Origin of the sequence: Pedobacter paludis (assembly GCF_003173575.1) — a bacterium.
GTDB lineage: Bacteria > Bacteroidota > Bacteroidia > Sphingobacteriales > Sphingobacteriaceae > Pedobacter > Pedobacter paludis.
The window spans coordinates 163,805-177,926 of the sequence record NZ_QGNY01000005.1; the positions used below are offsets into that span (position 1 = coordinate 163,805).

Consider the following 14,122-nt stretch of genomic DNA (forward strand, 5'->3'; position numbering starts at 1 on the left):
TAAACTTAACCATTATCCGCAAAAATAAGCTTTTAATACGGATGCCACAATTTTTAACCAAATTTAACATTAGAGCTAAAAGTTGAGCGTTATAAGTTGAAGGCTCCAAGTCAGGTTCGTTAACCAAAAAGTTTGGAATTGTGAGTCATCCTACCCAAACTTTCAAACATCAACTAAAACGTTAAGCAAAAAGGTTTAAAATTTGAGTTAAGCACCCAAACTTTAAACCTTTAACTTTCAACTTTTAACCCTTTACTTTTAAAAGATATACTTATTCGCTTCAATTAATTGTTGTGCAACTCTTTGGCGGGCATCTTTAACATTAAATGGCTCTACTTTTGTAAAACGGCGTAAGCCAACCAACATCATACGTTGTTCGTCGCCTTCAGCAAATGCCCAAAGCGCTTCTTTACCGGCTTTAGCAATGCCATCAACTGCCTCAACCAAATAAATTCTTAATAGATCTAACTGACCAGCAGAAGTTTCTTCACCTTTGGTTGCAACCAATTTTTCGGTCCTTAATAAGGCAGATTCAAGCACATAAACATAACCTGCCATGTCAGCGATATTCATTAAAATTTCTTGCTCTTTACTCAAAGTCATCATTAACTTTTGAACCGCAGCGCCTGCGACCATTAAAGTTGCTTTTTTAAGGTTTGCCAAAACTTTTTTCTCTGCAGCAAACAATGTGGTGTCTTCTTCGCCGAAATCAGGAATGCTCATTAATTCTGCCGCAACAGCTGTTGCCGGTGTCATTAAATCCAACTCCCCTTTCATGGCACGCTTCAACATCATATCAACAGTTAACAAACGGTTAATTTCGTTCGTTCCCTCAAAAATTCTGTTTATACGGGCATCGCGATAAGCTCTGTCCATTGGCGCATCGGCACTAAAACCCATCCCTCCGTAAATTTGAACGCCTTCATCAACCGTATAATCCAATGCTTCAGAACCCCAAACTTTTAGAATAGCGCATTCAACAGCAAACTGTTCAACGGATTTTAATCTTGCTTTACCAGATTCCATTCCGCCTGCAACCAATTGGTCGTAAGTATCATCGATATTTTGCCCGGCACGATAATTTGCGGCATCAACAGCATAAAGTTTCGATGCAATTTCCGCAATTTTAAAACGAATAGCGCCATATTTCGATATCGGACGACCGAACTGAATCCGTTCGTTTGAATAATTAATCGCGGTATTTAGTGTTGCTTTCGATGCACCAATTGCTGCAGCAGATAGTTTTATACGCCCAATGTTTAAAATGTTTACCGCTATTTTGAAACCATTTTCTCTGTCGCTCAACATATTTTCAACCGGAACTTCGCAATCATTGAAGAAAACCTGACGGGTTGACGAACCTTTGATTCCCATTTTATGTTCTTCCGGATTCATGGTAATGCCTCCAAAATCTTTCTCAACAATAAAAGCAGTTAAGTTTTTATCATCATCAATTTTTGCGAAAACGATAAGGATATCTGCGAAACCACCATTGGTAATCCACATTTTTTGCCCTGTGATGATATAATGCTTTCCATCATCACTCAACTTTGCTTTAGTTTTGCCGGAGTTTGCATCCGAACCTGAGTTTGGTTCAGTTAAACAATAAGCTGCTTTCCATTCACCGGAACCTAATTTTGGAATGTACTTTGCTTTTTGTTCTTCGTTACCATAATAAAGGATGGGCAAAGTACCAATTCCTGTGTGCGCAGAAAGTGCCACAGCAAAAGAATGTCCAGCGCCAACTACATCAGCAACCAACATTGAAGTATTGAAGTTTTTGCCGAAACCTCCGTATTCTTCTGGAACGGAAACGCCAAGAATTCCCAATTCACCGGCTTTAGTTAAAAGCGTTGGCATTAATTCAGGGTCTTCCTGTTTATCAATTTTATCTAAATTCGGATAAACTTCAGCTTCCAAAAAATCGCGACAGGTTTGCGCAATCATTTGTTGCTCCTCATCAAATTCTTCAGGAATGAATACATCCTGGTAAGTGGTTTCTTTAATTAGGAATTCGCCACCTTTAATTGTTTTCTTTTCAGTTGTTTCCATTGTTATAGTATCTAGTTGCGAGTATCAAGTATCAAGACAGGGCTCGAGAACCAGATATCTCTAAGTTTTAATGTTATTAAGTGTTGATGCTATTACCCAAAGAATAAACCATTTTCTGAATTTCAGTGGTTTTTTCTATTAGATTTATCGCAAGGCTATCATCCAAAAGCTGAAGCCTGTTTGAAATAATTAATTGCGTTTCTAATTCAAAAGCTGAGCCTTGGCTTATCGTTAAAAAGTGCTTAAATTGACCATTACTTCCCCTGCCTGAACCCTCTGCAATATTCGAAGGAATTGAAATTGAACATCTCTTCAATTGCGAAATCAAGCCATATTTTTCATTATTTGGTAAAAGTGAAGCTGCTTTATAAACTTCAACCGCAAGGTCAATTGATTTTTGCCAAACCTTTAAATCTTTAAAATTGTGCATCTGTTTTAGTGTTAAGAATTGAGTAAAATATTTGGGATGATTTTTAAAGATATATTTTTTACATACTGCTTTTCATCTTGATACTTGATACTCGTATCTCGATACTATTCTACAAAAGCTCAAAAATCCCCGCCGCACCCTGGCCTGTACCTACGCACATCGTAACCATGCCGTATTTTTTATTTTGTCGTTTCAGCTCATTCATCATTTGCACCGAAAGTTTTGCACCTGTACAACCCAGCGGGTGACCTAAAGCAATCGCCCCACCATTCACATTAATGATATCAGGATTTAAATCCAACGTTCTGATTATAGCTAAAGATTGTGATGCAAAAGCCTCATTCAGTTCAATTAAATCCATATCATCCTGTTTTAACCCCGCTTGTTTCAATGCTTTTGGAATAGCCTCAATTGGTCCGATACCCATAATTCTTGGCGGAACACCAGCCACGCCGTAACTTACTAATCTTGCAATTGGTTCTGCGTTCAGCTCTTTCATTTTCTTCTCAGAAACCACCAAAACAAATGCTGCACCATCGGAAGTCTGCGACGAATTACCGGCAGTTACACTTCCAACTGCATCGAAAACAGGTTTTAATTTTGCCAGTTTTTCTAAAGTCGTATCTGCACGAGGTCCCTCATCAGTATCAACCACGTAAGAACGTGTTTTCTTTTTCAGGTTCTCATCTAGGTAGTTTTCATTCACCGTGATTGGCAAAACACCATCTTTCAAATGACCGTTTTTAATGGCATGAATTGCCTTTTCATGAGATTTTAAAGAAAAAGCATCCTGGTCTTCGCGACTAACATTGTATTCTTTAGCAACCGCTTCTGCAGTTAAGCCCATTCCCCAATACCAATCCGGATTGTTTTTTGCAACCTCCGCATTCGGAACCAATTTCCAACCGCCGAAAGGCATTCCGCTCATTACTTCCACACCCCCGGCGATGATACAATCGGCCATTCCGGCTTTAATTTTCGCAACTGCTGTGGCAATCGTATCTAAACCAGATGCGCAATAGCGGTTCACCGTAACACCTGGAACTTTATCGGTATCCAAGCCCATCAGCGAAATCATCCGAGCAATATTTAAGCCCTGCTCTGCCTCCGGAGTAGCATTACCTACAATTACATCATCAATTTGTTCTTTATCTAAATTAGGAACCGATGCCACCAAAGCTCTAATCACTTCTGCGGCCAAATCATCAGCCCTCGTAAAACGGAATACGCCACGGGGCGCTTTGCCCACTGCTGTACGATATCCGGCTATAATATATGCTTCCATTTTTTTTTGAGATTTGAGATGTGAGATTTGAGATATGAGACTAGCCCTACTCAAAAATCAAATCGTTTATATTTTAGAGAGGTGAGATCTGAGAAGTGAGATTTGAGACAAATTGCCTATTGTCAAATCTCATTTCTTGTATCTCACATCTTTTTATTATTAATTTTCTTTTCTAACATTTGCTGAAAACCATAAGTCATTTTTTGTAGCTCATCAATTTGCATCAATAGTGGATTTAATAATTCGATGTCCAACATCTCTAACTTATTAGCAATTACGAGTTGAGTTTGTAATTCATAAGATGAGCCATTTGCAATACCTAAAAAATTATTGAATTCTTTAAAAGAATTTCTTCCAGCACCTTCTGCAATATTAGATGGAATGGAGACTGCAGCTCTACGAGACTGGCTTGTTAATCTGAAACGCTCATCAGATGGAAAACTTGCTGTAGCTTTGTAAACATCAACTGTTAAGTCAATTGCTTTGTTCCAAATTTTCAGTTCATTTAACTTATTCATCTTTATTATTTTCTTTAAACGTTTTGCTTCTCATATCTCACATCTAACCTCTCACATCTACTTATTAATTCCTCAACGGTTTTCCTTTTGTAATAATCGATTGAATTCTTTCCAGCGATTTTCTTTCCCCTGCAAGCGATAGAAATGCTTCTCTTTCCAAATCCAATAGATATTGCTCGCTTACTTCTGTTGGAGACGATAAATCGCCACCGCACATTACGTATCCTAATTTTTCAGAGATTTTTTTATCGTGTTCAGAAATGAAATGACCCGCATACATGCTGTTAGCTCCCGCATAAACAATTCCTAATCCTTGCTTGCCTAACACTTTAATATCAGTTCTTTGAACCGGCTTAGTATAACCTGCATCAGCCAATTCAATTGCTTTGGCTTTTGCATCGGCCAATAAGCGATTGAGGTTCATCGAAATTGAGAATTTGTCTTTTTGAAGATAACCCAACTCATACGCTTCGTAACCGGAAGTGGAAACTTTTGCCATTCCGATGGTTAAGAAACGGTCTTTCAAAGCATTTTGAACAATTTGGTCGTCTTTATATTCATCAGATGCTCGTAAAGCAAATTCCTTTGTTCCGCCACCACCCGGAATAACACCAACACCAAACTCAACTAAACCCATATAGGTTTCTGCTGATAATTGAACATGATCGGCGTGTAAGCTGAATTCGCAGCCACCACCTAAAGTTAGATTATGTGGCGCAACAACAACCGGAATTGAAGAATAGCGAATACGCATAGAAGTATTTTGGAACATGCGAATAGCCATATTCAATTCATCCCACTCCTGCTCTACCGCCATCATAAAAATCATCCCTACGTTTGCACCTGCAGAGAAGTTAGCACCATCATTACCGATTACCAAACCACGGTAATCTTTCTCAGCCATATCAATAGCTTTATTAATTCCCGAGATTACATCGCCACCAATCGTATTCATTTTGGTATGGAACTCTACATTCAGAATACCATCGCCTAAATTGATAATCGAAACGCCTGAGTTTTTCCAAAGGGTTTTATTCTCTCTGATATTGTCTAAAATGATAAACTCATCCGTTCCCGGTAAGGCTTTGTATGATTTAGATGGAATGTCGTAATACTTTTTAACGCCACCCTCTACTTTATAGAATGAAGTATTTCCGGCATTAAGCATTTCATGCACCCAAACCGCAGCTTTGTTTCCGTATTGCTCCATTCCCTCAATCGCTTCCTTCACGCCAACAGCATCCCAAAGTTCAAAGGGACCTAATTCCCAACCGAAACCTGCACGCATTGCATCATCAATACGGTATAATTCATCAGAAATTTCAGGAATCCGATCTGAAACGTATTCAAATAAACCAAAAGAAGAATGGCGGAATAATTCTCCTGCCTTATCTTTTCCTTTAGCAAAAATCTTCATGCGTTCGCGAAGATTTTCAACCGGTTTGGTCATTTCTAAAGTGGCCGATTTAATTTTTTGCTGAGGCTTGTATTCTAAAGTTTTTAAATCAAGCGCAAGGATTTCTGTTTTTCCTTCGGCTGTCTTAGTTTTTTTATAGAAACCCTGTTTGGTTTTATCGCCAAGCCATTTGTTCTCTTCCATTTTTTGCACGTATGCAGGAAGTTTAAACAGTTCGTGTGCTTTATCGTCTGGGCAATTATCATAAAGGCCTTTGGCCACTTTAATCATGGTATCTAAACCCACAACATCCGACGTACGGAAAGTAGCCGATTTTGGTCTGCCTAAAGCCGGACCAGTAAATTTATCAACTTCCTCAACCGTTAAATCAAGCTTATCTACTAAATGCAACAAGGCCATGATTGAATAAACGCCCACACGGTTAGCAATAAAAGCTGGTGTATCCTTACATAAAACGGTGGTTTTACCTAAAAATTTATCGCCATAATGCATCAAGAAATCTACAATTTCTGGCTTGGTATGTGGCGTTGGAATAATTTCCAACAATTTTAAATAACGCGGGGGATTAAAAAAGTGCGTTCCGCAGAAATTTGCCTTAAAATCTTCACTTCTACCCTCAGCCATTAAATGAATCGGAATACCAGAAGTGTTTGAAGTAATTAAAGTTCCTGGCTTGCGGAATTGCTCCACCTGCTCAAAAACCTTTTTCTTAATGTCGAGATTTTCAACCACAACTTCTATCACCCAATCAAAACCGGCAATCTTTGACATGTCATCTTCGAAGTTTCCGGTTTTAATTTTATTCAATACTTTTTTAGAATAAACAGGCGATGGATTTGTTTTTACAGCAGTTTGCAAAGCTGTATTTACAATTCGATTTTTTACCGCGGGTTTATCTAAAGTTAATCCTTTTGCTTGCTCTTCTGGTGTCAGGTCTTTTGGGGCGATATCTAAAAGCAAAACCTCTACACCAATATTGGCGAAGTGGCATGCAATACGCGAACCCATAATTCCTGAACCTAAAACAGCAACTTTATTTATGCTTCTTTTCATGTTAATCAACAGTATATGCTACAGTTATATCATTTAGTTTTATCAATAGATTAATGAAAGTCTCTTTTTCCTTTTTAGAGAAATGCTCGTCGAGATATTCATTAAATTTTCGAACAACGCCTTTAGCCAAGTGTTTTTTTTCCTTTCCAAAATCAGTTAAGAAAACCTTTACCGAACGCTTGTCTCCAACAGAAGTTTCGCGGTAAATAAGATTAGCCTCTTCCATGTTGTTTAACATTCGAGATAAACTCGTTGCTTTTACACCAAGCAAGCCAGCTAAGTTTGAAACAGCAGTACCTTCATCATCGTTTATATTAATAAGCATGTAACCGATAGCTTGAGTTATCCCAAAGCTCGATGCCATTTGATTGTACTTATTAAACATATTTTGCCAGGCAAACTTTACATGGTAATCTAATGTTTGTTGTTGCTTCATTTGGTTAATTTTATTATGCTTGCATAACAAAGCTAATGAATGTATTTTGTTAATGCAAGCAGAAATTAATTATTTTTTGTCACAAAAAAAGCGCCCTGATTTTCATCAGGACGCTTAATAAACATTATAATTTTATCTTTCTTTATTTGTTGTACTAAAACGTAAATTGGTATAAATGAATTCGCTTTTTGTACCAGAATATTTAGTAATAAAAGTTAACTTTCCCTTGCGCCAATCATAAGTGTAAAGGAAATTAGTACTTGCATATTTCCCAAAGCCTAAGTAATTTTCTATTAGCTCATTGAAATTATTATTTTTTATAGTTATAGAAGTTCTTTGTCCATCCCTATTATAAAGGTAATAATTACCATTTTTTGGGGCTTTTATAATACTTACATTATATTCATCATAACGTTCAAAATTGGGCTCCATATTTTGCTTTAGCCACTCATCTATTTCTTTTTTGCTTTTTTTATTATCAATATAGTTTTCTACAACTACACAGAGCTGTCTTTGCACTTTAATTTCATCGTTATTAGCACCTTGTAGCGTAGTGTCTGTTTCAGACATTATATCAACTTTTGTAAACTTTAAGGGTTTTACCTGTGAGTAACCGCTAAAGCATAATAACAAAAAAGCAACAAATATTAGCCATAATTTATATTTCATATAATTAGTCTTTTGTTTGAATTGCTATCCTAAATTTTATTTTTGTACGAAAAGGTACATAACCATATCTATGTTGCAATAACCACCATGTTGCAAAACCACCATTATAATCTTGATAACTAACCGCATCATTTCTATCTAAGCCAAAATGATCATATATAATTACTTCTAGGTAAGCATAGAATTTTTGATATGGGAAAGCTTTACGAGTAGAATAATGCAATAACTTTATTTCTGTTTTTTCAGTATCATTTATCAAAATTTGTGTTCCTGAAAACTTATCTCCTAATCTATTAAAAATTGGACGACTCTTAATTATAAAATCAGGTAATTGATTAATATTATAATTTATCTTATTCAATTCTTCATCTAGTTGGTATGCATATTCTTCCAATATCCATTTCCTAAAAGTTGTACTTTTTTTAACCTCAGTATTTAATGTTTCATTTGAGTAAGTAGACGTGTTTGATTTATTATTTAAAAATGTATTTTGAAAACTCAAAGCGACTCCTTCTAGATTACCAGCAGAAAAGAAAGTGAGTAAATCTCTCATTCTCCCTATTAATTCAGATTTAGGGGCGTTTGCAAAATAAATTCCATTTGTATTTCCATCAGTTCCATAAGTTAAATTTTCATAATTTAAACGCCCAATAGTTGATCCAATTGATTTATAATATGGGATAGAAAGCGAGCTATAAGGATCTACCGCGATCTCAAATCTAGAGTTTATTATCTCACTTGATGGGGAGTATTGTTATTATTATAAGGGTTGTAATCGAAAAAAGGTTTATCATCAAATACAAAAGAATTGCCCATTTGAAACTGGGCTAAATCAAGACCTTCTTTTACAAGCATATACTTGTCTTCTAATACAAGATCAGCCGTATCGGGCTTTTTAATATCATCAACTTTTATGATTTCCTTTTTACAGCTTAAAAAAAGCGATACTAAAATTAGGGCTAACGAAAATAATTTTGTTTTAATCTGTTCCATAGATATAATTGCTTTTTGTCTTAAATTATAACATGGGATGATTGTAACGAATATACTACTTATTACGTGATAACCAAAGACTTATTTAAAATACATTTTGTTTTAGGGGTATATGTATGATATTTTAAATTAGGATTGATTAAAATTATTTTTTGTCACAAAAAAAGCGTCCTGATTTTCATCAGGACGCTTAATATCAAGACTAGAATAATCTAGTAAATTGTAAACTCTACACGACGGTTTTGTTGACGGCCAGCTGCAGTTTTGTTAGTTGCAATTGGTTGACCCATTCCATAACCAGTAGCTTCGATACGAGACGCATTTGCACCTTGAGAAACTAAATAAGCTTTAACTGATTCTGCTCTATCTTTAGATAAACGCAAGTTTAATTCTTTTGAACCTGTATTATCTGTGTGTCCAGCTAATTTTAAGCTGAAGTTTTTCTCGATTAACAAAGCAGCAACTCTATTTAATGAAGCAAAAGATTTAGAACGGATGGTCGCTTTACCTAAATCGAATTCTAAGTTTTTAATTGCATCTTTAACTACAGCACGGTCTGCTTCTGTTACGATAACTTTTTCAGTAATTTGAGGAGCTGGAACTTTTAATGGACAACCTGCACCATCAACAACTGTACCTGCTGGTGTACCTGGACATTTATCCAATTTATCAGCAACACCATCACCGTCAGCGTCAGCCAATAAGTTGTTTAAATCTGAACGTAATTTAGCATTTTCAGCTTTTTGAGCATCTAAATCTGATTTTAAAGCGTTAGCAGTGTTTTTTGCCGCTAAAGCCTCATCATAAGTTGCTGCAACCGGATTGTGGAAAGCCAACTGTTTTCCGCTTCCTAAAGCAAACTCCAAACCTGCATAAGCATAATTATATTTATCGTTCGATCCTCTGTAGTAACCATCTAAGTTATCTCCATCAACAAAGTTGATAGTCCAACCTAAATCAAAGTTTACTGCATCAGAGATTTTGAATTTAGCACCAAGACCTACTGGAATAATTAATTCGCTAATGTTTTTACCACCAGCATACGCAGTTGTACCTGTAGCCGTTGTAATGGTTGGTTTATAACCTGCTAAACCTGCACCTGCAGAAGCATAAAGTTGTAATGCATTTTCTTTTTTGAACATGTCTATGTTAAACATGTTAACAACAGCACTTAATGTTCCAGAATATTCCAATTGAGTATCAAAAGCTTTAACTGGCGAATTGTTTATAGCGCCACTTTCGAAAGCTTCTGTATTATCACCTTTCAATTTACCTCTAACTCCATCTAAACGTAAAGAGAAATAAGGGGTAAACTGTTTTTTGATATAAAAACCATAGCCTAATCCAGATTTGTTATTGCTAAAGTCGTTTTTACCACCTAATGGAGAAAGTGGAGTAAGTACGCCTGCGTTAACACCAATAGACCATGTTCTTAAAGTAGTTGTACTTGTTGTTGCTGGCTCCTGAGCCTGCGCTACTGATCCAATAAATAAACCAGCTAATGCAACCGGTAATGCTTTGAATAATTTTGATTTCATAATTTCTTAAATAACGTAAGTAAGCGTTTGACCACACTATGCAATCGTCATACCAAAATTATGCAATGTCTAAAATACTTGTTAACTTTTTCACATTAGTAACCAATAGCTTTATCATCTCCACGTGGATCAGCCCCACCTTGGTAATAGCCCCATTTGGTTTTAAGAATTGCATCTACACGTCCAATTGGTCCGCGGGGACTTATAATATATCCTTTAGATTTTAATTTCTGTGTAGTCAAACTGTCTAAAGCGTCTTTTTCTACATACACCTCATCTGGCAACCATTGGTGATGAAATTTCTTTGCGGCTACTGCAGATTGCATTGACATATCAAAATCGATTACATTGATTATCGTTTGAAAAACCGAAGTAATAATTGTTGAGCCACCTGGAGTACCCACGACCATAAATAGTTTCCCATCCTTTTCCACAATACTCGGAGTCATTGAGCTAAGCATTCTTTTATTAGGTGCTATGGCATTTGCTTCACCACCCACTAAACCGTACATATTTGGCGCACCTGGTTTAACAGAAAAATCATCCATTTCATTATTCAGTAAAAAGCCTGCACCCTTTACCGCAACTAATGATCCATAAGAACCATTTAAAGTTGTAGTTATTGAAACAGCATTGCCTTCTCTATCTACTATAGAATAATGTGTGGTTTCTTCATGTTCTTTTCCCTTAACCTCTCCAGCTAAAACAGCACTGCTGGGTGTTGCGGCTGCCCAATTAAAATTGGCCATTCTATTTTTATTATATTCGGGATTAGTAAGTTCCATTTGCGGAACTGCATAAAAATCAGGATCGCCTAAATGTTTTGCCCGATCAGCATAAACTCTTCTTTCGGCTTCTACAATAACCTGAACAGTAGAATCTGCATTATGCCCCCACTTTTTTAAAGGATAAGGCTCTACAGACTGGAGCAATTGAACGAGTGCTATTCCTCCACTTGATGTTGGAGGCATCGTGATTATTTTATAACCTCTATAGTTCCCAGTAATCGCCTTGCGCCAAACTGCGTGATAATTTTTTAAATCTTCTTTGGTAATCAATCCTTTGCCAAGTTGCATTTCCGCAACGATAGAATCTGCAACCGCTCCCTCATAAAACCCTGCCCTTCCTTTTTCCTGAATAAGCTTTAATGTATTTGCCAGTTCCTTTTGTACAAGTAAATCGTTTTCTTGCCAAGTACTTTCCAAGTTTACAAAAGCTGTTCCATTAGGATTAAACTGCATAAATTTATGGTGGAGACCGTTTAATTCGCCTGCTTGTCGCTTGGTAATTTTGAACCCATTTTGAGCAAGATCTATAGCAGGTTGCAAAACCTGAGCCCAAGAAAGCTTACCGTATTTTTTATGCGCTTCAACCATTCCATCAACCGAACCCGGAACACCAACGGCTAAATGTCCATACAAACTTTTATCAATTATTGGATTTCCTGCTGAATCTAGATACATATCCCGGCTTGCAGATTTAGCCGCTTTCTCTCTAAAATCTAAAGCATTAACTTCGCCATCGGCAGAACGATAAACCATAAAACCGCCACCGCCAATATTACCAGCATTAGGATAAACAACGGCAAGTGCAAATTGAACCGCTACTGCGGCATCAATTGCATTACCACCCTTTTTTAATATTTCTATTCCAACTTCTGAGGCTTCTGGATGGGCAGATACCACCATTCCGTTTTTATATTCGCCGCTATTGTTTTTACCCAATTGGCCACTTGCACAACCTGATAATAAAGCTACCGTGACAAGGTAAGCTGATAATATTTTGTAACTAGTTTGGCGCTTTATAGTTTTCTGCATCCTTATATATTTTTTCGATTACTTCGGTATTTTTTTCAGTAATTACTTTTCTCTTCAAACTTAATTTTGGCGTGAGTTCTCCCCCATCAATACTCCATTCTTTAGGCAACAGCGCAAATCTTTTAACCTGCTCCCATTTTCCAAAACCAACACTAGCCGCTTCAATTACTTCATTATACTTAGTTAAAACCTGTTCGTTTTTTATAATTTCTTCGTTTGTGGTAAACGAAATGCCTTTTCGTCCAGCCCAGGTTTTAAGTGTTTCAAAATTAGGAACAATTAACGCCGATGGAAATTTTCTATTTTCACCCAAAACCATAATCTGCTCAATAAAAATAGATTCCTTATATTTATTTTCAAGCATTTGTGGTGCAACATATTTTCCGCCAGCCGTTTTAAACATTTCCTTTTTACGATCTGTAATCCTTAAAAAGCGACCATCAACCAATTCCCCAATATCTCCTGTATGGAACCATCCATCTGCATCAATGGCCTCATTAGTCAAATCTGGTCTATTGTAATAACCTTTCATTACCTGATGCCCACGGGTTAAAACTTCCCCATCTTGTGCAATTTTAACTTCAACACCTTTTATCACTTCACCAACTGAGCCGAACATTGTTCCGCCGAAGTGGTTTACGGTGATTACTGGTGAAGTTTCGGTTAAGCCATAACCCTCAAAAACCGGCATACCAGCTGCCCAAAAAATTCGGGCTAATCTTGGATTTAATGCGGCTCCACCAGAAACAATCACAACAATTTCGCCACCCAAGGCTTCTTGCCATTTTTTGAAAACCAGTTTCCTTGCAATGCCCAATTTAAAATTATACCATGCACCGGCATCTGTGGTATATTTTTCTGCCAAGCCAACCGACCAAAAGAAAATCCCTTTTTTAATGCCCGTTAGAGACTTGCCTTTCTCCATTATCTTATCATAGACCTTTTCCAAGAGCCGAGGGACCGTTGAAAATGCATTTGGTTTAACATGTTGGATATCTGCAACAATAGTATCCATACTTTCGGCATAATAAACTGCAGTATGGTTAAACAGATATAAGTAAATAATCATTCGCTCGAAAATGTGCGAAAGTGGCAAAAAGCTTAAACCTTTATGTACACCTTCTGGCATTACAACTGCAGAATTAACAAAATTTGCCACCAAGTTATGATGGGTTAGCATTACACCTTTTGGGGTTCCGGTGGTACCTGAAGTATATATTAAGGTAAGAATATCTTCAGGTTCAATTTTATCACGATATTCATCCAGATTTATTTCGCTGCTTGCTTTTCCTTCATCTATCAGTGTATGCCAATGTTCTGCCCCTGCCGTTTCATCGAAACTATATATTTTAATTTTGGGATTTATGGCATCCACGCATGGTTTTACTTTTTTGTAGATTTCTTCATCCGCAACAAAAATTATAGAAATCTCTGCATCCTTTAAAATAAACTGAATATCGTGCTCGGCAAGTGTTGGATATAATGGAATTTGATAAGCACCAATTTGATTGGCCGCAAAATCTGCAATATTCCATTCTGGTCTATTATGCGACATTACCGCAACTCGACCACCCTTGCCTATTCCTTGTTTTATTAATCCACGGCTTAGAAAATCTACCGCGGCACAGAAATCCTGTGTACTATAATTTATCCACTTTCCTTTAGCTTTACCGCTGATGAATGCTGCTTTAGGCTGCTCAAGGCTAAATTTTAAGAGATCGAAAACCCGTTTAATTTCTGTGGCCATATAGTTTTTAATATTTGGTTAAGTTAAAAAAATCAAACATAAAGATGTAATTCATTATGCTTTTTTTGTAATTGATTATATGTTGTTTAGCTAAAATGAAATAGAATAAATTGAGCCAAACGATATTTTAAATAAACTTAGCAATTACAAAATTACTATGCAAGCAT

At 36.6% G+C, this 14,122-nt stretch carries 12 protein-coding genes; all 12 read right to left on the reverse strand.

Annotated elements, in window-relative coordinates; genetic code table 11:
* Positions 1-258 precede the first annotated feature (258 nt).
* The 12 genes from DF947_RS14930 to DF947_RS14985 all read right to left on the reverse strand — a co-directional run bounded on the left by DF947_RS14930 (position 259) and on the right by DF947_RS14985 (position 13,955).
* Positions 259-2,052 (reverse strand): acyl-CoA dehydrogenase family protein, encoded by a 1,794-nt coding sequence (locus DF947_RS14930; protein WP_109930848.1) that lies wholly within the window; start codon positions 2,050-2,052, stop codon positions 259-261.
* Positions 2,053-2,128: 76 nt separating this feature from the next.
* Complete coding sequence (locus DF947_RS14935; protein ID WP_109930849.1) at positions 2,129-2,482, reverse strand: four helix bundle protein; 354 nt, start codon at positions 2,480-2,482, stop codon at positions 2,129-2,131.
* Positions 2,483-2,591: 109 nt separating this feature from the next.
* Positions 2,592-3,767, reverse strand: coding sequence for an acetyl-CoA C-acyltransferase (locus tag DF947_RS14940; protein ID WP_109930850.1), 1,176 nt, complete (start codon positions 3,765-3,767; stop codon positions 2,592-2,594).
* Positions 3,768-3,910: 143 nt separating this feature from the next.
* Complete coding sequence (locus DF947_RS14945) at positions 3,911-4,285, reverse strand: four helix bundle protein (RefSeq protein ID WP_109930851.1); 375 nt, start codon at positions 4,283-4,285, stop codon at positions 3,911-3,913.
* Positions 4,286-4,349: 64 nt separating this feature from the next.
* Positions 4,350-6,755, reverse strand: coding sequence for a 3-hydroxyacyl-CoA dehydrogenase/enoyl-CoA hydratase family protein (locus DF947_RS14950; protein WP_109931089.1), 2,406 nt, complete (start codon positions 6,753-6,755; stop codon positions 4,350-4,352).
* Between the two features lies 1 nt (position 6,756).
* Positions 6,757-7,191: a MarR family winged helix-turn-helix transcriptional regulator gene (locus DF947_RS14955; protein WP_109930852.1), complete on the reverse strand. Its 435-nt coding sequence runs from the start codon at positions 7,189-7,191 to the stop codon at positions 6,757-6,759.
* Positions 7,192-7,323: 132 nt separating this feature from the next.
* The gene (locus DF947_RS14960; protein ID WP_109930853.1) at positions 7,324-7,860 is read right to left on the reverse strand and encodes a hypothetical protein; all 537 of its coding nucleotides are present in this window, start codon (positions 7,858-7,860) and stop codon (positions 7,324-7,326) included.
* A 4-nt stretch (positions 7,861-7,864) separates the two neighbouring features.
* Positions 7,865-8,413, reverse strand: a complete 549-nt coding sequence (locus tag DF947_RS14965) for a DUF3289 family protein (RefSeq protein WP_109930854.1) — start codon at positions 8,411-8,413, stop codon at positions 7,865-7,867.
* 176 nt (positions 8,414-8,589) lie between these two features.
* Positions 8,590-8,853, reverse strand: coding sequence for a hypothetical protein (locus DF947_RS14970; protein ID WP_109930855.1), 264 nt, complete (start codon positions 8,851-8,853; stop codon positions 8,590-8,592).
* Positions 8,854-9,065: 212 nt separating this feature from the next.
* The gene (locus tag DF947_RS14975; protein WP_109930856.1) at positions 9,066-10,391 is read right to left on the reverse strand and encodes an OmpA family protein; all 1,326 of its coding nucleotides are present in this window, start codon (positions 10,389-10,391) and stop codon (positions 9,066-9,068) included.
* A 95-nt stretch (positions 10,392-10,486) separates the two neighbouring features.
* The gene (gene ggt, locus DF947_RS14980; RefSeq protein WP_109930857.1) at positions 10,487-12,208 is read right to left on the reverse strand and encodes a gamma-glutamyltransferase; all 1,722 of its coding nucleotides are present in this window, start codon (positions 12,206-12,208) and stop codon (positions 10,487-10,489) included.
* Complete coding sequence (locus DF947_RS14985; protein ID WP_109930858.1) at positions 12,180-13,955, reverse strand: AMP-dependent synthetase/ligase; 1,776 nt, start codon at positions 13,953-13,955, stop codon at positions 12,180-12,182. The genes ggt and DF947_RS14985 overlap by 29 nt, the downstream gene beginning before the upstream one ends.
* Between the last annotated feature and the right edge of the window lie 167 nt (positions 13,956-14,122).

Coding starts and splice junctions, on each gene's coding strand:
- DF947_RS14950 (WP_109931089.1), bottom strand. CDS start 6,755: ATGAAAAGAAGCATAAATAAAGTTGCTGTTTTAGGTTCAGGAATTATG.
- DF947_RS14940 (WP_109930850.1), bottom strand. CDS start 3,767: ATGGAAGCATATATTATAGCCGGATATCGTACAGCAGTGGGCAAAGCG.
- DF947_RS14970 (WP_109930855.1), bottom strand. CDS start 8,853: ATGGAACAGATTAAAACAAAATTATTTTCGTTAGCCCTAATTTTAGTA.
- DF947_RS14955 (WP_109930852.1), bottom strand. CDS start 7,191: ATGAAGCAACAACAAACATTAGATTACCATGTAAAGTTTGCCTGGCAA.
- DF947_RS14985 (WP_109930858.1), bottom strand. CDS start 13,955: ATGGCCACAGAAATTAAACGGGTTTTCGATCTCTTAAAATTTAGCCTT.
- DF947_RS14935 (WP_109930849.1), bottom strand. CDS start 2,482: ATGCACAATTTTAAAGATTTAAAGGTTTGGCAAAAATCAATTGACCTT.
- DF947_RS14960 (WP_109930853.1), bottom strand. CDS start 7,860: ATGAAATATAAATTATGGCTAATATTTGTTGCTTTTTTGTTATTATGC.
- DF947_RS14975 (WP_109930856.1), bottom strand. CDS start 10,391: ATGAAATCAAAATTATTCAAAGCATTACCGGTTGCATTAGCTGGTTTA.
- DF947_RS14930 (WP_109930848.1), bottom strand. CDS start 2,052: ATGGAAACAACTGAAAAGAAAACAATTAAAGGTGGCGAATTCCTAATT.
- ggt (WP_109930857.1), bottom strand. CDS start 12,208: ATGCAGAAAACTATAAAGCGCCAAACTAGTTACAAAATATTATCAGCT.
- DF947_RS14965 (WP_109930854.1), bottom strand. CDS start 8,413: ATGAGAGATTTACTCACTTTCTTTTCTGCTGGTAATCTAGAAGGAGTC.
- DF947_RS14945 (WP_109930851.1), bottom strand. CDS start 4,285: ATGAATAAGTTAAATGAACTGAAAATTTGGAACAAAGCAATTGACTTA.